17 protein-coding genes, 1 tRNA gene and 1 pseudogene are annotated in these 17,033 nt (G+C 72.6%); all 19 read right to left on the bottom strand.

The genetic code is table 11. The features are described 5' to 3' along the window. Nucleotides 1-33 precede the first annotated feature (33 nt). The 19 genes and pseudogenes from H0S66_RS17305 to H0S66_RS17215 all read right to left on the bottom strand — a co-directional run bounded on the left by H0S66_RS17305 (nt 34) and on the right by H0S66_RS17215 (nt 16,737). Nucleotides 34-909 (bottom strand): alpha/beta fold hydrolase, encoded by an 876-nt coding sequence (locus H0S66_RS17305; protein ID WP_179616466.1) that lies wholly within the window; start codon nt 907-909, stop codon nt 34-36. 4 nt (nt 910-913) lie between these two features. Continuing rightward, the gene (locus H0S66_RS17300; protein WP_179616465.1) at nt 914-2,077 is read right to left on the bottom strand and encodes an acyl-CoA dehydrogenase family protein; all 1,164 of its coding nucleotides are present in this window, start codon (nt 2,075-2,077) and stop codon (nt 914-916) included. After that, nucleotides 2,074-3,234: a thiolase family protein gene (locus H0S66_RS17295; RefSeq protein WP_179616464.1), complete on the bottom strand. Its 1,161-nt coding sequence runs from the start codon at nt 3,232-3,234 to the stop codon at nt 2,074-2,076. Before H0S66_RS17295 ends, H0S66_RS17300 begins: the two co-directional genes overlap by 4 nt. After that, entirely contained in the window at nt 3,234-3,641 is a 408-nt protein-coding gene (locus H0S66_RS17290) for a Zn-ribbon domain-containing OB-fold protein (RefSeq protein ID WP_179616463.1), read from the bottom strand. Before H0S66_RS17290 ends, H0S66_RS17295 begins: the two co-directional genes overlap by 1 nt. After that, a complete protein-coding gene (locus H0S66_RS17285) occupies nt 3,638-5,191 on the bottom strand; it encodes a class I adenylate-forming enzyme family protein (protein ID WP_179616462.1) in 1,554 nt (517 codons plus the stop codon). The genes H0S66_RS17290 and H0S66_RS17285 overlap by 4 nt, the downstream gene beginning before the upstream one ends. Before the next feature lie 16 nt (nt 5,192-5,207). Next, nucleotides 5,208-6,098 (bottom strand): SDR family NAD(P)-dependent oxidoreductase, encoded by an 891-nt coding sequence (locus tag H0S66_RS17280; RefSeq protein WP_179616461.1) that lies wholly within the window; start codon nt 6,096-6,098, stop codon nt 5,208-5,210. A gap of 1 nt (nt 6,099) precedes the next feature. Continuing rightward, nucleotides 6,100-6,861 (bottom strand): crotonase/enoyl-CoA hydratase family protein, encoded by a 762-nt coding sequence (locus tag H0S66_RS17275; RefSeq protein ID WP_258016966.1) that lies wholly within the window; start codon nt 6,859-6,861, stop codon nt 6,100-6,102. Between the two features lie 229 nt (nt 6,862-7,090). After that, complete coding sequence (locus tag H0S66_RS17270; RefSeq protein WP_179616460.1) at nt 7,091-8,350, bottom strand: HNH endonuclease; 1,260 nt, start codon at nt 8,348-8,350, stop codon at nt 7,091-7,093. A 176-nt stretch (nt 8,351-8,526) separates the two neighbouring features. Further along, nucleotides 8,527-8,600 (bottom strand) — tRNA-Pro (locus tag H0S66_RS17265). A gap of 98 nt (nt 8,601-8,698) precedes the next feature. Then, entirely contained in the window at nt 8,699-10,063 is a 1,365-nt protein-coding gene (der, locus tag H0S66_RS17260; protein WP_179616459.1) for a ribosome biogenesis GTPase Der, read from the bottom strand. Then, nucleotides 10,060-10,839, bottom strand: a complete 780-nt coding sequence (locus H0S66_RS17255; RefSeq protein ID WP_258016965.1) for a lysophospholipid acyltransferase family protein — start codon at nt 10,837-10,839, stop codon at nt 10,060-10,062. Before H0S66_RS17255 ends, der begins: the two co-directional genes overlap by 4 nt. Continuing rightward, a pseudogene (cmk, locus tag H0S66_RS17250) lies at nt 10,836-11,446 on the bottom strand ((d)CMP kinase). The gene H0S66_RS17255 and the pseudogene cmk overlap by 4 nt, the downstream one beginning before the upstream one ends. 113 nt (nt 11,447-11,559) lie before the next feature. Beyond that, nucleotides 11,560-12,648: a prephenate dehydrogenase gene (locus H0S66_RS17245; RefSeq protein ID WP_179616458.1), complete on the bottom strand. Its 1,089-nt coding sequence runs from the start codon at nt 12,646-12,648 to the stop codon at nt 11,560-11,562. Next, nucleotides 12,641-13,030 carry a chorismate mutase gene (aroH, locus tag H0S66_RS17240; protein WP_179616457.1) on the bottom strand — a complete coding sequence of 130 codons (390 nt, stop codon included), beginning with the start codon at nt 13,028-13,030 and terminating at the stop codon, nt 12,641-12,643. Before aroH ends, H0S66_RS17245 begins: the two co-directional genes overlap by 8 nt. Nucleotides 13,031-13,108: 78 nt before the next feature. Next, on the bottom strand, nt 13,109-13,864 hold the full coding sequence (locus tag H0S66_RS17235) for a pseudouridine synthase (protein ID WP_179617492.1): 756 nt from the start codon (nt 13,862-13,864) through the stop codon (nt 13,109-13,111). Nucleotides 13,865-13,917: 53 nt separating this feature from the next. After that, entirely contained in the window at nt 13,918-14,502 is a 585-nt protein-coding gene (scpB, locus tag H0S66_RS17230; RefSeq protein WP_179617491.1) for an SMC-Scp complex subunit ScpB, read from the bottom strand. An 80-nt stretch (nt 14,503-14,582) separates the two neighbouring features. After that, nucleotides 14,583-15,488, bottom strand: a complete 906-nt coding sequence (locus H0S66_RS17225) for a segregation and condensation protein A (protein WP_179616456.1) — start codon at nt 15,486-15,488, stop codon at nt 14,583-14,585. Beyond that, the gene (locus H0S66_RS17220; RefSeq protein ID WP_218876361.1) at nt 15,485-15,853 is read right to left on the bottom strand and encodes a hypothetical protein; all 369 of its coding nucleotides are present in this window, start codon (nt 15,851-15,853) and stop codon (nt 15,485-15,487) included. Before H0S66_RS17220 ends, H0S66_RS17225 begins: the two co-directional genes overlap by 4 nt. Then, nucleotides 15,838-16,737: a ParA family protein gene (locus H0S66_RS17215; RefSeq protein ID WP_430540751.1), complete on the bottom strand. Its 900-nt coding sequence runs from the start codon at nt 16,735-16,737 to the stop codon at nt 15,838-15,840. Before H0S66_RS17215 ends, H0S66_RS17220 begins: the two co-directional genes overlap by 16 nt. Between the last annotated feature and the right edge of the window lie 296 nt (nt 16,738-17,033).

Here is a 17,033-nt window from a genome sequence, read left to right as displayed (position 1 = left end):
GGCGGTGGAGGCGCCCGGCAGTCTGCTGCCGGGTCACAGCTCGACCAGGAACTCCTCGAGCGAGGCCGCGAAGACGTCGTTGTCGTCGCCGGTCACCATGTGACCGGCACCCGCCACGTCCGCGACCCGTGCCTGGGGGATCAGGGTCCGCAGGAGGCCGACCCCGTCCTCGGTGGCGATGTCGGACGCCGTCCCGCGCACCAGCAGCGTCGGACGGGTGATGCGGCCGGCGGCTCGCTCCAGCGGCTCCTGCAGGTCCTGGGGCGTCGCGCCGGGTCGACTGGAGAAGAAGGCCGGGTCCCAGTGCCAGTACCAGCGACCGTTGTCCCGCCGGCGCAGGTTCTTGCGCAACCCGTCCAGGTTGCCGGGGTTCTTGCGGTGCGGGTTGTACGCCGAGACGGCCCGGCCGACGGCCTCGAGGTCCTCGAAGCCGTCGGGGGCCGCCGTGACGAACCGGTGGATCCGCTCGATGCCGGCGACCTCGACCTTGGGTGTCACGTCGACGAGGACGAGCGCGTCGGCGAGGTCCGGGTCCGCCGCGAGCGCCATCATGCTCGACGCTCCGCCCATCGAGGCGCCCACGAGGACCACCCGGTCCCGACCCGTCCTGAGGCGCGCCTGCCTCACCACGTGTGCCACGTCGACAGCCAGGTCCTCGAACTCGTAGCGGCCGTCGCTCGACCAGTCGCTGTCGCCGTGGCCGCGCGCGTCGAAGGTCACGACCGTGGAGCCCCCGTCGGCCAGACGCTCGGCGGTGCGTCGCCAGGAGTGCCGGGTCTGTCCGCCTCCGTGCGCGAGGACCACCAGCGGCCTGCCGGCGTCCGACGTCAGCCACAGCTGGCCGGCGAGCCGTCCGACCTCGCCGTCGAAGGTGACCTCGCTCCCCCGGGTCCCCGCCGGTCTGCTCACGGCGTCACCGGCTCGCCGCGCGGGCGGCGATGTCGCGACCGATGATGTCCTTCATGATCTCGTTCGTCCCGCCGTAGATGGGCTGGATGCGCGCGTCCGCGTAGGAGCGGGCGATCGGGTACTCACGCATGTACCCGTAGCCGCCGTGCAGCTGCAGGCACCGGTCGACGACCCGCTGGTGGAGGTCGCTGATCCAGTACTTGACCTTCGCGGCGTCGACAGCGGTGAGCTCCCCGGCGTCGAGCAGGCCGATCGCGCGGTCGAGCAGCGACGTGGCGGCGTCCACGTCGGTCTCGATCTCCGCCAGGGTGAACCGGGTCGCCTGGAAGTCGCCGATGGGCCGCCCGAACGCCGACCTCTCGAAGCAGTACCTCCGGGTCCAGTCCAGGGCGGCGGCCGATGCTGCTGCCGAGGTCGCCGCGATCGACATGCGCTCGCGGGGAAGCCGCTCCATGACGTGCGCAAGACCACGGCCCTCGATCCCGAGCAGGTCCTCGTCTCGCAGCGCCACATCGTCGAAGACCAGCTCGGCCGTGTCGTTCGCCCGCAGTCCCAGCTTGTCCAGCTTCCTGCCGCGCCCGAAGCCCGGCCGATCGGCGGGCACGACGAAGAGCGCGTAGGCACCGGCGTCGACGGCCGGCTCGACCCGAGCCAGCACCACGACCACGTCCGCCAGGTAGCCGTTCGTGATGAACGTCTTCGCGCCGTCCAGCCTCCACCCGCTCCCGGAGCGGCGTGCGGTGGTGCGGATCCCCCGCAGGTCGCTGCCAGCGCCCGGCTCGGTCAGCGCCAGGGCGCCGATCGCCTCCCCGCGGCACAGCTGCGGCAACCACGTCGTGCGCTGCTCGTCGGTGCCGAGGTCCACCAGGTAGGGCATGACCAGGTCGTCCTGGACGCTGAGGCTCGCGTTGAAGGAGTTGGCGCCGATCGCGCACAGCTCCTCGATCAGGACCGTCCGGTAGCGGAAGTCGGCGACCCCGCCGCCGCCCAGCTCCTCGGGGACGGCCACCCCGAGCAGCCCGAGCCGACCGGCCGCCGTCCAGGCGGCGCGGTCGATGATCCCATCCTCCTCCCACTGCTCCCAGTGGGGTGCGACCGCCGTGCGGACGAAGCCGGCGGCGCTGGCGCGGAAGTCCTCGTGCTCCTGCTCGTAGAGGTCGCGCTTCATGCCTGCGGCTCCGACGCCTGGAGGATGTGGACGGCGCAGACCGCGCCCAGACCCACCATGTGGGCCAGGCCCGTGCGCGCCCCTTCGTGCTGGCGCGCCCCGGCCTCGCCGCGGATCTGCATGGTGATCTCGCCGACCTGACCGACCCCGGTCGGACCGATCGGGTGTCCCGACCCGAGCAGGCCGCCCGAGGTGCTGACCGCGACGCGCCCGCCGCGGTCGAAGTGGCCGGCCTCGAGCGCGGCCGCAGCCTTGCCCTCGCCGACCAGACCCATCGCCTCGACGTACTGCAGCTCCTCGATCGTGAACGCGTCGTGCAGCTCCACGAGGTCCAGGTCGTCGGGACCCACCCCGGCCTGCTCGTAGGCCAGCTCGGTGGTCACCCGCGTGAGCTCGGCGTCGAAGCTCTTCGCTCCGTAGAGCTCCTCGCTCCTCAGCACCGAGGCCACCACGCGCACGCAGCGGGCGCGGTCGAGCCCCAGCTCGTCGATGGCGTCCTCGGAGACGACGACCACCGCGGCCGCTCCCTCACCCACGGGACAGCACTGGAGCCTCGTCAGGTCCCCGGCCAGCGCCGGTCCGGCCAGCACCTCCTCGAGGGTGCGGGCCCGGGGGCGCTGGGCGTTCGGGTTGAGCGCCGCGTTCTGGTAGTTCTTCACCGCGACCGCGGCCAGCTGCTCGGGTGTCGCACCGTAGGTGTGCATGTACTCCGCGGCCAGGAGAGCGAAGTGCGCCATCGGGGGCACGTACTTCTCGGCCAGGCTCGGCACCCTGGTGGGGCTGGGCACCCGGCCGGGACCGGTCATCTTGTCGACGCCCAGCACCACCGACACGTCGCTCGTGCCCGCGGCGACGTCGTGGCAGGCCAGCCGGAAGGCCGTCGACCCGGAGGCGGAGGCGTTCTCGACCTGGACCATGGGCAGCCCCGTCGCCCCGAGGTGCTTGTACAGGGGGCGTCCCGCGGCCATCCCGAGCATGGCGGTCGCGGTGTAGGCGCTGTCGACGTGGCGCCACTCGAGACCGGAGTCGCCGAGCGCCTCGCGCACCGCCGTGAGTCCGAGCTGCACGTACGGCGTGCGGCTCGGCTTCTGGTAGGGGTGCCAGCCGACGCCTGCGACGTAGACCGGTCGGTGGTCGCGCAGGGTCTTCTTCCCCATCAGGCGTTCTCCTCGTGCATGCGGGCGAAGCGGAGCTCGGCGACGGGGCCCGCGGCCTCCTCGCGACCGACGGTCACCGCACGCACGCGGTCCCCGATCGCGACCTCCGCCTCGCCGGTGACCACCGAACGGACGAGCGGCCCCTCGTCGAGGACGATCGACGCGAGCCGGTACGGCGTCTCGACCGACGGGTCGGGGTGGACGTTGACCTGGACCACGGAGGTGACGGTGCCGGTGCCGGCCAGGGCCACCCGCTCCACGCTGTCGCCGTGGTCGCCGGTGGACTCGGAGCCGTGCTCCTGGAACGGGTAGGAGACCGCTCCGCTGGAGTCGCGCAGCCCGAACAGCGTCGGGGCGCCGTCGTCGTCGACCTCGTACAGGCTCGGTTCGGCCGCCGTCGGGCTCATGCCGAGACCCCTGATGTGCTGGCCCCGCGCTCGCGGAGCACCCGCTTGAGGACCTTGCCCATCGAGTTCATCGGGAGCTCGTCGACGAACTCGACCGCGCGCGGCCACTTGTACTTCGCGAGCTTGCCCTCGCAGAAGGCGAGGACCTCGTCGGTGGTCAGGCTCGCCCCGGGGACCGTCTGCACGAAGGCCAGGGGCTGCTCCCCGTGGTCGGGATCGGGGACGCCGATCACCGCGACGTGCGCGACCGAGGGATGCGTCCCGATCACGGCCTCGCTCTCGGCCGGGTAGATGTTCACGCCACCGGCGATGATCATGTCCGAGAGCCGGTCGTAGATGAAGAGCACCCCGTCCTCGTCGAGGTGTCCCACGTCGCCCGTGCGGTAGAAGCCGTGCTCGGTGAGCTTGTCCGGGCCGAGCGGTCCCCTGCCGATGTAGCCGGGGATGATGTTGGGGGTCCGGACGGTGATCTCGCCGGTCTGGCCCGGGCCCAGGACGTTCCCCGCCTCGTCGAGGATCTGCACCTCGACGTGGCGGAAGGGCACACCCGTGGCGGTCGGCTTCCGGCTCAGCAGCTCCGGGGTGGCGCCGGCGATCATCCCTGCCTCGGTGGCGCCGTAGATCTCGAAGATCACGTCACCGAAGAGACGTGCCGCGTCCTGCTTCAGCTCGCTGCTGAAGGGCGCCGCCCCGCCGAGGATGAAGCGCAGCGAGTCCAGGTCGTACTGCGCCAGGACACCGGCGGGCAGTCGCAGCACCCGCTGCAGCATCGTCGGCACCGCGATCCAGTTGGTGATCCGGTGACGCTCGATCAGGCGCAGGACGTCCTCGGCGTCGAAGCGGCGCTGGAAGACGACCTGGTTGCCGGTCGCCAGGGCGAACTCCGAGTAGGAGGGTCCGGCTCCGTGGTGCATCGGGAGGTTGATGAGGGTCGCACCACCCGGGCCGCCGGCCGCGCCGTCGAACATCACCGACATGGCGTACTCGAGACGGACGGCGTCGTCGACCTCGTTGATGTACTCGCCCATCGGAGCGCCCTTGGGTGCGCCGGTGGTCCCCGAGGAGTAGATGACGATCTTGGCCAGGCGGAGCGCCGGGCGGTCCTCCTCGGCGCCGGCCTCGATCAGGTCGGAGAGCAGCTCGGTGCCGGGCGAGTCGACGTCGACCGAGACCACGACCTTCAGCCCCAGGTCGGCCCAGGCGTCGACGAGCTCGGACGGGTCGACGTCGTCGATGATGGCCGCGGTGACCTCGCAGTCGCTGGCGATGTAGAGGGCTTCCGGCGGCGAGAGCCGGTAGTTGACGGCGACGATCGCCGCGTCGAGCTTGGACAGTGCCAGGGAGATGACCAGCCACTCCAGGCGCGTGTGCAGGCGCACCGCCACCCGGTCGCCGGCCTGCACCCCGCGGCGTGCGAGCGAGGAGGCGAGGCGGTCGGCCTGTCGGTTCCACTCCCGCCACGTGAGGGTGCGCTCACCCTCGTGGGCGGCGATGGCGTCCAGGTCGTCGCGCGGGGCGTAGGCCGGGGACGGGGTCAGTTCGATAGACATGTGGTGCTCCTCGTTCTCAGGAGAGTCCGCCGCGGGAACCGCCGCTGACAGGGATGACCTGGCCGGTCACGAAGTCGGACAGGGGGGAAGCGAGCCAGAGGATCGAGTCGGCGGCTTCCTGGATGGTTCCGGTCCGCCCGAGCAGGGAGCCCTGGACCGGCCTCGGCGCGAACAGGTCGCGCTCCTCCTCGGGGTCGAACCCCATGGCGCGCAGCGTCTTGTCGGGGACGCCGATGGGGATCTCGCGACCGTCGACGGTGATCTTCTGCTGCGCGGACTGGGGTGCACCGAACCGGGTCTGGATCACGCCGAACGCCACGGCGTTGACGTTGACGTTGGAGGGGCCCCACTCGGCGGCCAACGTCTTGGTGAGGCCGACGAGGCCCGCCTTCGCGGCCGCGTAGTTGCCGGCACCGGGGTTGCCGAAGCTCGCGGCGAGGGAGGTCACGTTGACGACCTTGCGGTGCCGGGTCACGCCCTCCTTCGCCTCCGCTCGCCCGGCGTCGCGGAAGTACGGCGCCGCGGCGCGCAGGATCCGGAACGGCACCAGCAGGTGGATGTCGAGCATCGCCTGGAACTGCTCGTCGGTCATGCGGTGGATCGGGGCGTCCCAGAAGTAGCCCGCGCTGTTGACGATGATGTCGATGCCGCCCCCGCTGGCGGCCTGCGCGACGAGCTCGTCGGGCACGGCAGGGTCGGTCAGGTCGGCGGCGAACGTGGTGGCGCCGTTCCCGATCTCGGCGGCCACCTCCTTCGCCAGGTCCGCGTCGATGTCGACGACGACGACACGAGCACCGTTGGCGGCGAGCGCCTCGGCCGTCGCGCGGCCGATGCCGTTGCCGGCACCGGTCACGATGGCGACCTTGCCGTCGAGCATCGAGCTGGTCAGGGTGGGGTCGGTCAGCATGTCAGCGGCCTTTCCATTGGGGGGCGCGCTTCTCGATGAACGCGCTGATTCCTTCGTTCTTGTCCTCGGAGTCGAGCACCGCCTGCGCGAACTCCATCTGCTTGTGCCAGGCGTCCTCGTCAGCCCACTCGAAGCTGTGCCGGACGATCGCCTTGCTGGCCCGCACGGCCACGGGCCCGGCAGCGACGATGTCCGCCGCGAGCTCGAGGGCGGCCTCGACCGCCTGACCGACCGGCACGAGCCGGTTGACCAGTCCCATCCGGTGGAACTCCGAGGCAGGCAGCGGCTTGCCGGTCAGCGCGAGCTCCATGGCGACGTTGAAGGGGATCTTGCGGGGCAGCCGGAACAGCCCACCGCCGATCGCGACCAGCGCCTTGGCCGCCTCCGGGATGCCCATGCGCGTCGCCTCGGTGGCGACGACCAGGTCGCACGCCAGGCACAGCTCCATCCCGCCGGCGAGGGCGTCCCCCTCGACCGCGGCGATGAGCGGCTTCGCCGGCGGCTGGCCCATCACTCCGAAGCCACCACGACGCTCGCTCGCGCCCATGTCACCGACAGCGGCGGCCTTCAGGTCCTGACCGGCCGAGAAGGTCGGACCCGCGCCGGTGATGACGGCGACTCGCAGCGAGTCGTCTGCGTCGTACTCGTCGATGACGGCTTCGAGGGCCCGCGCGGTCGCTCCGTCGAACGCGTTGCGGCGGTGCTCCCGGTTGATGGTGATCAACAGCGCCTGTCCGTCGAGCCTGCGCTCGGTGAGGATCACGTCCCCTGGGTCGTCAGTCATTGCGGTCCTGTCTGCTCGGGCTCCGGTAGTGGTCGCGGTCACACGGAGTGACCACGCTCACCGTACTTACTTACTGGACAGCAGGCAAGTAAGTTGCAGAGACCGTGAGACGACCCTTCGATCCGGGGCCGCGGGGTCCGCGCCCGGCCGGTGGACCTGGTCCTGTCGGCGGGATCGCGCGACGGTCAGCCGTCGCCCCCGGACGGGTTCATGCGGTGAGGACCCAGTGGCCTGGTGATTCCAGGACCCAGGTGGGTTGGGGTGGGATGAGCCCGGGTGGGTCGGGGGCGCGGGAGTGGGTGGTCTGGCCGGCGGGTGAGGTGATCTCGACGTCGTGGGGGTCGAGGTCGTAGTGGTGCAGCACTTTGTGGTGCCAGCCGGGTTCTTCCTTGAGCTGGTTGCAGGCTGCGCAGAGGCCTTGGCCGTTGAGGGTGCTGGTGGGGCCGCCGGCGTGGTCGGGGGTGATGTGGTCGTGGTGGCGGATGGGGGCGTTGCACCACGGGGTGCGGCAGGTGCGGTCGCGCAGGGTGATGAACTGGCGCAGCAGCCCGTCGAAGGTCCGGCTGGTGGATTCCATGGCGACGAGCTGGTCGGTGTCGGCGAAGAGGCGGCGTACCCGGGTGCCCATCTCGGGGGCGCAGGTGAGGAGGTTGCGGGCCACGGAGGCGGGGATGGGTCCGCCGGCGCCGCCGTACATGGGGACGACCTCGGCCGGCTCGTCGGCGTCGGAGCCGTCGCCGAGGAGTGCTTCGGCGGAGATCACGATGTTGAGGGCGATGGGGGTGTGGGTGGCGGTGATCTGGCCGGTCAGGCGGGCCACGAACAGGTCGGCGATGATCTGGGAGTGGGTGCGGTCCTCGTCGGGTTGGGCCTTGAGCTGGGTGGCGCGTTGGTGCAGGGACTGCATGACCGCGGCGGCCTGGACATCGGAGATGATCGCGGTGATCTGGGCGGTGCCGTCCTCGCGTCGCTGGTAGGTGAGGTGGCGGTTGCGGTGGGCGCGTTCGCGGCGCCGGGCTGCGGCGTGGTCGTCGAGGCGGATCGCGATCCGCTGCGCGGCGAGGCGTAGCGCCCGGTCCCCCAGGGGTGCGCCGGTGGCGAGGAGGTCACCGAGGGCGGTGTCGAAGGCGGGGCGCAGCGCGGAGTGGACGTGGTCGGCCTCGGTGGCGAGGATCTCGGCACGGTGCTCGTTGATCAGCCCGTCATCGAGGGCGGCGAGGACGTGGGGCAGGTCGTCGACCAGGGTGCAGGCCATCGCGCGCAGCCGGGCACCGCGGTGCGGTGACTCGTGGCGTGCGAGCGCGACCTGCGCACCCACCGACCGGTCACTGGCGTCGGCCTGGAGGTCGTCGAGGTGCGCGGTCAACCGCACCTGGCGTGCGGCGAGGTGGGCCTTGATGGACTCGAGCTCCTCCAGCATCGCGACACACTCACCCGCGGTGGCGGGGAGGGCGTCGCTCGAGGTCATGTCTTCGACCCTAGACGCGACCACCGACAACGACGCCGAGCCTCAGGGGCGGTCCGCTCGACCTAGGTGCAGCGCTCACCCGGACGCCAGCCGTTCGGCAGCGCCGGTGCGGCCTGGCTGACGAGAGAACGGCGCCCGGGTGGCGGTTCCGCCACTCAGACGCCGTTCTCGTTCGGTCGGGCTGACAGGATTTGAACCTGCGACCCCTTGACCCCCAGTCAAGTGCGCTACCAAGCTGCGCCACAGCCCGAACTGCGCGATCCGCTGCACTGCAGCGCCTCGCGACGCGTGAACACTACAACAGCCCCACCCGAGGTCCGGCATCGGCACCCCGGGCGGGTCGGTCGCTCAGCGCTTGCGCTTCTCGCGCACCCGCTGGTTGATCACGATCGGGGTGCCGACGAAGCCGAACTCCTCGCGCAGGCGCCGCTCGATGTAGCGCTCGTAGCCGTCGTCGAGCTTGCCCGAGGTGAACAGCACGAAGGTCGGCGGGGCCGTCGAGGGCTGGGTGCCGAAGAGGATCTTGGGCTGCTTGCCGCTGCGCACCGGGTGCGGGTGCTCGGCGACCAGGCGTCCCAGGAACGCGTTGAGCGCACCGGTCGGCACGCGGGTCTCCCAGCCGTCCAGCGCCTTGTCGAGCGCCGGCACGAGCCGGTCGACGTGCCAGCCGGTGCGGGCGGTGACGTTGATGCGCGGGGCCCACTGCACCTGCACCAGCTCGCGCTCGATCTCGCGCTCGAGGTAGTGGCGGCGCTCCTCGTCGACGAGGTCCCACTTGTTGAAGGCGATGACCAGCGCACGGCCGGCCTCACGGACCGTCTGGAGGATCCGCACGTCCTGCTCGGAGATCGACAGGCCGGCGTCGAGCACCAGCACCGCCACCTCGGCGCGGTCGATGGCGATCGAGGTGCGCAGGGAGGCGTAGTACTCGTGGCCCGAGGCCTCCTTGACCCGCTTGCGGATGCCCGCGGTGTCGATGAAGCGCCAGTCGCGCCCGCCGAGCGAGATCAGCTCGTCGACCGGGTCGACGGTGGTGCCGGCGACGTTGTCGACGACCACGCGCTCCTCCCCCGCCAACCGGTTGAGCAGAGAAGACTTGCCGACGTTGGGCTTGCCGACGATCGCGATGCGGCGCGGCCCGCCGACCTCGGCGTCACGCTCGGGCGGCGGCTCGGGCAGCGCGGCCAGCACGGCGTCGAGCAGGTCGCCCGACCCGCGCCCGTGCAGCGCCGAGACCACGAACGGCTCGCCGAGACCGAGGTTCCACAGCCCGTAGGCCTCGGCCTCGGTGCGCTCGTCGTCGACCTTGTTGGCCGCCAGCACGACGGGCTTGCCCGACTTGCGCAGGATCCGCACCACGGCCTCGTCGGCGTCGGTGATGCCGACGGTCGCGTCGACCACGAAGAGCACCGCGTCGGCCAGCGAGATGGCGATCTCGGCCTGGGCCGCGATCCGCTCGGCCAGGCCACGCGCGTCGGGGTCCCAGCCGCCGGTGTCGACGACGGTGAAGGCCCGGCCGTTCCAGTGCGCGTCGTACGACACGCGGTCACGGGTGACGCCGGGGACGTCCTCGACGACCGCCTCGCGCCGGCCGATGAACCGGTTCACCAGCGTCGACTTGCCCACGTTGGGCCGGCCGATGATGGCCAGGACGGGCAGGGGGCCGTCGACGAGCGGGCCCTCGGTGGGGGTGTCGTCGGCGTGCTCGGTCATGGTGCTCCTAGATCGGTGACCCCGGTGGCGGGGTCGGGTTCGAGGTCTCCTGCGGGCAGGGGGCCCGGCAGCTCGCGGCCCGTGAGGGCCAGCGCGGCGTCCAGCTCGCGCGTCATGTGCTCCCACAACAACTGTGAGGTGGCCTCCACTTGTTCCTTCGTGCGCGGGAAGGCCACGGAGTCGATGGTGACGGGTCGACCGAAGACGACGTGCATCGGCGCGCCCCGGGCCGGCAGCGAGCTGCTGCGCCCGCCGGGCTCACGGGTGCCCAGGAACGAGACCGGCACCACCGTCGCGCCCGCCGCCAGCGCGAAGTACGCCGTCCCGCGGTGGAATCGCTGCAGGTCCCCGGGGCCGCGTCGTCCCTCGGGGAAGATCCCGATCACGCCGTCGTCGCGCAGCACCCGCAGGCAGCTGCGGGCCGCGGCCACGTCGGTGCGGAACCGGTCGAGCGGCACCTGGCCGGAGTAGTGCAGGAAACGCCCCAGCCGCCCGGCGAACATCTCCGACTTGGTCAGCGCGTGCACCGGCCGCGGCGCGTAGATCGCCAGCAGCGGGCCGTCGATGACGCCGATGTGGTTGGCCGCCAGCACCACCGGGCCCTGCGCGGGCACGTGCTCGGCGCCCAGCACCTCGACCCGGTAGCGCCGCCGGATCAGCCAGCGGGCCAGCGGTCGCAGCCCGTGGAGCATCAGCCGGGGCGGGTGCGGCACCTCGGCGGTGCGCGGCAGGTCGTGGTGCGTGCTGCGCGAGCGGGGCGCCTGCGCGGCGCTCACGCGTGCGCCTCCACCGCCTCGACGAGACCGACGACCAGGTCGACGACCTCCTCGAGCGTGTACGGCGTGGTGTCGAGGTGCACCGCGCCCTCGGCCATCGTGAGCGGCGAGACCGCCCGCCCGGAGTCGATCTCGTCGCGCCCGCGCAGCGACTTCTCGACGGCGGCCACGTCGGTGCCGCCCTCCTCCGCCGCGCGCCGCCGCGCCGCGCGGCGGGGTCGGCGGTCAGGTAGAGCTTGACCGGCGCCTCGGGGGCGACCACCGAGCCGATGTCACGGCCCTCGACGACGATGCCGGCGCCCTCGAGCGCCGCGGCGATCTCGGCGCGCTGCAGCTCGACCAGGCGGGTGCGCACCTCGGGCACCGTGGAGACCGGCGAGACCGAGCCGGTGACCTGCTCGGTGCGGATCGCGGCGCCGACGTCGTGGCCGTCCACGTGGATGGTCGGGCCGGCCGGGTCGGTGCCGGAGTCGATGACCGGTTCGCCGCTGCGGGCGGCGACCGCGGCCGGGTCGTGCACGTCGACGCCCTGCTCGAGCATCCACCAGGTCATCGCGCGGTACATCGCCCCGGTGTCGAGGTAGCGCAGCCCCAGCCGGACGGCCACGCCGCGGCAGGTGCTGGACTTCCCGGAGCCGGAGGTGCCGTCGACGGCCACCACGATGCCGGTCGTGCGCGTCGGGTCGGGGTCGGAGGGCTTGGTGCTCACGGGCCCGCAGCCTACCGGTGCGTCACCCAGCCGCGGGATTCCAGCGACACCAGCAGCCGTTCCCCGCTCTGCTCGGCCACCACGAGCTCGACGAGACCGGTGGGACGGCTGGTGTCGTGGTCGATGCGGATGTCCTCCACGTTGACCTCGCTGGCCACCGCGTCGGCCAGCAGCCGGGCCAGCTCGCCGGGGTGGTCGGGCACCGTGACGAAGACCGAGACCATGGCCGTCGCGGGGGCGCCGTGCTTGCCGGGGATCGCCCGGGTGCCCGCCACGCCGGTCTCCAGCAGCTGCTCGAGGGCCGCGCGCTCGTCGCCGGCGATCGCCTCGATCATCGCGTCGAGGTCGCGGCGCAGCTCGCGCAGCAGCTCGCCCACGGCGGGCGCGTTGCCGGCCACGATCTGGCCGTAGAGCCGCGGGTCGCCGGCCGCGACCCGGGTCACGTCGCGCACCCCCTGCCCCGAGAGCGAGAGGTGGTTGTCGGGGGCACCGGCCAGCCGGCCCGCCACCAGCGAGGAGACCAGGTGCGGCACGTGCGAGATCCGCGCCACCGCCCGGTCGTGCTCCTCGGGGGTCAGCCACGCCGGCACCGCCCCGACCAGGCGCACCAGGTCCTCCACCAGCTCCACGGCCGCCACGTCGGCGTCGCGGTGCGGGGTGATCGCCCACGGCCGGCCCTCGAAGAGGGTCGGGCTCGCCGCCAGCGGCCCGGAGTGCTCGCTGCCGGCCATCGGGTGGCTGCCCACGTAGCGGGCGGCGTGCGCCGCCGCCTCGGGGTGCTCGAGCACCTGCGCCAGCGGGCGCGCCTTGATGCTGCCGACGTCGGTGACGACCGCCTCCGAGGCCGTCAGCGCCGCGGTGATGACCGGGCCCAGCACGTCGGGCGGCACCGCGACGACCACCAGCTGCGGCCGGTCGTCGGCGCGCCGCACCCGCCCGGCTCCCAGGCCGCTGGCGGTGCGCACGTGCTCGTCGTTGTGGTCGCTGAGCAGCACCTCGATCCCGGCGCGGGCGCAGGCCAGGGCCACCGAGGTGCCGACCAGGCCGGTGCCGACCACCTCGACCGGGCCCACCAGGGACCCGGTGCCGGCCTCAGGCATCGGTGTCGGGGACCGAGCGCACGCGGGTCAGGTCGCTGCGCAGCGCCGCGGCGCCGTGCAGGTAGCTGTGCGTGATGTCGGAGCGCGGCAGGTCGGTCTCCACGTGCGCCATCATCCGCACCACCCGCGGCATCGAGCGCTCGATCTCGAGCTCGCGCGCGCAGATCAGCGGCACCTCGCCGAAGCCCAGGCGCCGGGCGGCGTACGCCGGGAACTCCGCGACCAGGTCGGAGGTCGCGGTGAAGATCACCGAGATGAAGTCGTCGACCTCGAGCCCGTTGGAGGCCATCACGTCGAGCACCATCTCCGCGACCCGCTCGAGCATGTGGTCTCGCGAGTCCTCCTCGAGCTGGGTCGCGCCCCGGACCGCTCGCACCGCCACGTCTGCTCCTCCATCTGCCTCGTCGTGCCCTGGGGCCGGCTGCTGCCGGCCAGGGGCCAGGCTATCGGGGCCGCGCGCTCACAGCTGCGCCCTGTCCAGCAGGCTGCCCAGCTCGGTGCGGGTCAGCTCACGCATCTCCCCCGGCGCCAGGCCGCCCAGGCGCACCGGGCCCAGCTCGGTGCGGGTCAGGCGGCGCACCGGGTGCCCGACGTGGTCGAGCAGGCGCCGCACGATCCGGTTGCGCCCCTCGTGGATGACCAGCTCGACGATGCTGCGCTCGCGGTCGGTGCGGCCGTGGCTGCCCTCGACCAGGCGGGCCCTGCTCACCGTCACCGGCCCGTCCTCGAGCTCGACCCCGGCCAGCAGCTTCTTGATGGTGCCGCGGTGCACCTGGCCCTCGACCTCCGCGACGTAGGTCTTGTCGACCTCGTACGACGGGTGGGCCATGCGGTGGGCGAAGTCGCCGTCGTTGGTGAGCAGGATCAGCCCGGAGGTGTCGGTGTCGAGCCGCCCCACGTGGAAGAGCCGCTCGGGGCGGTCGGCCACCACGTCGCCCAGGGTGCGGCGTCCCTCGGGGTCCGACATGGTCGAGACCACCCCGCGGGGCTTGTTGAGCACCAGGTAGACGTGGGGGCTCATCGGCGGCAGCCGGTGGCCCTCGACGCGCACCACGGCGGTGCGCGGGTCGACCTTGGTGCCCAGGCGGGTCACCACCTCACCGTCGACCTCGACCAGCCCGTCGAGCATCAGCTCCTCGCACTTGCGCCGCGAGGCGACACCCGACTGGGCGAGCAGCTTCTGCAGCCGCACCTGGCCCTCGTCGTCGAGCGGGATCTCGCGGCCGTCGTCCTCGCCGAGGGGGGCGGGGCGGTCGTGCGGGGGGCGGGTCACGGGGTCTCCTCGGTCGGGGTGGCGGCGCCCGGCTGGTCACCGGGCTGCTCGTCAGGGCGGGTCTGGAACCCGCCGACGCGCTCGAGCTCGTCCTCCAGATCCTCCATGTCCGGCAGGTACGGCGCCAGCTCGGGCAGCTCGTCGAGCGAGCTGACCCCGATCCGCTCCAGGAAGTAGCCGGTGGTGCGGTAGAGGTGGGCGCCGGTGCCGACGTCCTGGCCGGCCTCCTCGACCAGGCCGCGGGTCAGCAGGGTGCGCATCACGCCGTCGACGTTCACGCCGCGCACCGCCGAGACCCGGGCCCGCGAGACCGGCTGCTGGTAGGCCACCACGGCCAGCGTCTCGAGCGCGGCCTGGGTCAGCCGGGCCTGCTGGCCCTCCAGCACGAACTTCTCCACCGCGGGCGCGTAGGCCTCGCGGGTGTAGTAGCGCCAGCCGCCCGCGACGTGGCGCAGCTCGAAGCCCCGGTCCTGCTCGTCGTACTGCTCGGCCAGGGTCTGCAGGGCGGCCACGACGTCCTCGACGGGGTGCCCGACCGCGGTGGCCAGGGCCACCGAGTCGAGCGGCTGGTCGGCGACCATCAGCACGGCCTCCAGCGCCGGGCGCAGCGGCAGCGGCCGTTCGGTGGGCCCGTCGGCGGGCGGGTCGATCAGGGTGTCGCTCACGCGAGGCCCTCCTCGGGGGTGTCGGTGGGAGCGGGCGGGGCGCCCTCGAACTCGTCGGTGACCAGGGCCTCGGCCTCGGTGTCGTCGTCCCCGGTCCAGCGCAGGGTCAGCACACCGAGCGGGGTGACCTGGTCGAAGACCAGGACCCCCTCGCGGAAGAGCTCCAGCAGCGAGAGGAAGCGGGCCACGGTGGTCAGCGTGTCCGGGGAGTCGCGGCACAGCGCGGCGAAGGTGGTGGTGCCGGCGCGACGCAGCCGCTCCACCACGATCGCGGCCTGCTCGCGCACCGAGACCCGGGCGGCGTGGATGTGCTGCAGCGAGACCTCGACGACCGGCTTGGGCGCCATCGCCCTGGCGGCCAACGCTGCGAACTGCTCCAGGCCGATGCCGATCAGCACCTCGGGCAGCAGCGAGGCGAACCGCTCCTCCAGGCCCACCGCGCGGGGGTAGCGGCGCGCCTCGTCGAGCAGGCGCTGCTCGACCACGGCCGCGACCTGCTTGTAGGCGCGGTACTGGATGAGCCGGGCGAAGAGCAGGTCGCGGGCCTCGAGCAGCGCCAGGTCCTCCTCGTCCTCGACGTCGCCCTGAGGCAGCAGGCGTGCGGCCTTGAGGTCGAGCAGCGTCGAGGCCACCAGCAGGAACGACGTGGTCTGCTCGAGATCGAGGGCGGCGTCACGCCCGGTGCCCGAGGCAGGCACCGGCGCGGTGCGCAGCGCCTTGACGTGGGCGATGAACTCGTCGGTGACCTTGGAGAGCGAGACCTCGGTGATGTCGAGCTTGTGCTTGGCGATCAGGTTGAGCAGCAGGTCGAAGGGACCCTCGAAGTTGTCGAGCCGCACCGCGAAGGCCGGGCTCGCGGAGCCCTCCTCGGCCTCCACGCCCGAGCCGGCGGCCACGCTCACCCCTCGGTGAGACGGCGTACGAGCGCGCTGTCCTCGCCGTGCGCCTCGAGGTCGGCCAGCGCCAGCGCCAGCGCCTCACGCACCAGGCGGCCGCGGTCGACGGCCAGCCCGTGGCCGCTGCGCAGCGACAGCCGGGCCTGCTCGACCGCCAGCAGCTCCTCGGAGGTGATGTAGACGGTCATCTTCTCGTCGTGGCGCACCCGGCCGCTGGGCCGCGCGGGCCTCGCCGGCGCGGCGGGCGGGGCCGGTGCCGGCTGCGCTGCCGCGTCGTCGCGCTGCCCGGTCTCGTCGCGCTGCCTCGTCCCGCTCGGTGCCGTGGGGCGGAACAGGTCGTCCGCCGTCGGCATGCTCACTCGTCGAGCCAACGGCCCAGCACCTCCCGCGACAGCTGCCGGTAGGACTCGGCGCCGGCCGAGGACGAGGCGTAGCTGGTGATCGGCTCGCCGGCCACGGTCGAGTCGGAGAACTTCACCGTGCGGCGGATGACGGTGTGGAAGACCTTGTCGCCCCACGCCTGGACCAGGCGGTCCATGACCTCGCGCGAGTGCAGCGTGCGCCCGTCGAACATGGTGCCGAGCACGCCGTCGATCTCGAGGCCGGGGTTGAGCCGCTCACGGACCTTGTCGATGGTGGTCTTGAGCAGCGCGACACCGCGCAGGGCGAAGTACTCGCACTCCAGGGGCACGATGACGCCGTGGGAGGCGGTGAGGGCGTTGACGGTGAGCAGGCCCAGCGAGGGCTGGCAGTCGATCAGCACGACGTCGTACTGCTCGAGCGCTGGGGCGAGGACGCGCTGCAGCGTCTGCTCGCGGGCCACCTCGTGCACCAGCTGCACCTCGGCGGCCGAGAGGTCGATGTTGGAGGGCAGCAGGTCCATCCCGGGCACGCCCGAGGGCACGACGACGTCGTCGAGGGTGACGTCGCGCTCCATCAGCAGGTTGTAGACCGACAGGTCCATCTCGTGCGGGTTCAGCCCGAGGCCGACCGACAGCGAGCCCTGGGGGTCGAAGTCGACCAGCAGCACCTTGCGGCCGTACTCGGCGAGCGAGGCGCCCAGGTTGATGGTCGTCGTCGTCTTGCCGACGCCGCCCTTCTGGTTGCACATCGCCACGACCCGGGCCTTGCCGTGCTCGGTGACCGGGCGGGGCTCGGGGAAGTCCGGCATCGGCCGGCCGGTGGGGCCGAGGACCGAGGTGCCGGCGTCCCGGCGCGCCGGGCGCTCGAAGGGCAGGGGGTCGCTCACGGACAGATCGTCTCCGGGATCGGGGGCGGGCGGCTGGGTCGGGGTCCGGACCAGCGGTGGCACCGCGGGTGCACTGGTGCCGCCGTGACCTGCTCCGGTCCCCGGGGACATCCCACCATCGCTCATCTGCTGCTCCTCCACCGGCCCCGCTCGCGACGGCACGACGCCCTGTCGGCTCAGGCGACCAGGTCCGGGTTGCGGGCGAGCCTAGGACCGCCCCTGGTCACCCACAAGCGTGTTCGACAGGTTCGTGGGGACCCGCGCGACCAGGAGCCGATCTGTGCATGGGCCCCCGCGTGTCT

Origin of the sequence: Nocardioides marinisabuli (genome assembly GCF_013466785.1) — a bacterium.
Taxonomy (GTDB): domain Bacteria; phylum Actinomycetota; class Actinomycetes; order Propionibacteriales; family Nocardioidaceae; genus Nocardioides; species Nocardioides marinisabuli.
The sequence above is the reverse complement of the archived record's forward strand: the minus strand, read 5'-3'. Positions and strand labels throughout refer to the sequence as shown.

Coding starts and splice junctions, on each gene's coding strand:
- scpB (WP_179617491.1), bottom strand. CDS start 14,502: ATGGTCGCCGACCAGCCGCTCGACTCGGTGGCCCTGGCCACCGCGGTC.
- H0S66_RS17300 (WP_179616465.1), bottom strand. CDS start 2,077: ATGAAGCGCGACCTCTACGAGCAGGAGCACGAGGACTTCCGCGCCAGC.
- H0S66_RS17280 (WP_179616461.1), bottom strand. CDS start 6,098: ATGCTGACCGACCCCACCCTGACCAGCTCGATGCTCGACGGCAAGGTC.
- H0S66_RS17290 (WP_179616463.1), bottom strand. CDS start 3,641: ATGAGCCCGACGGCGGCCGAACCGAGCCTGTACGAGGTCGACGACGAC.
- H0S66_RS17295 (WP_179616464.1), bottom strand. CDS start 3,234: ATGGGGAAGAAGACCCTGCGCGACCACCGACCGGTCTACGTCGCAGGC.
- H0S66_RS17285 (WP_179616462.1), bottom strand. CDS start 5,191: ATGTCTATCGAACTGACCCCGTCCCCGGCCTACGCCCCGCGCGACGAC.
- der (WP_179616459.1), bottom strand. CDS start 10,063: ATGACCGAGCACGCCGACGACACCCCCACCGAGGGCCCGCTCGTCGAC.
- H0S66_RS17270 (WP_179616460.1), bottom strand. CDS start 8,350: ATGACCTCGAGCGACGCCCTCCCCGCCACCGCGGGTGAGTGTGTCGCG.
- H0S66_RS17245 (WP_179616458.1), bottom strand. CDS start 12,648: ATGCCTGAGGCCGGCACCGGGTCCCTGGTGGGCCCGGTCGAGGTGGTC.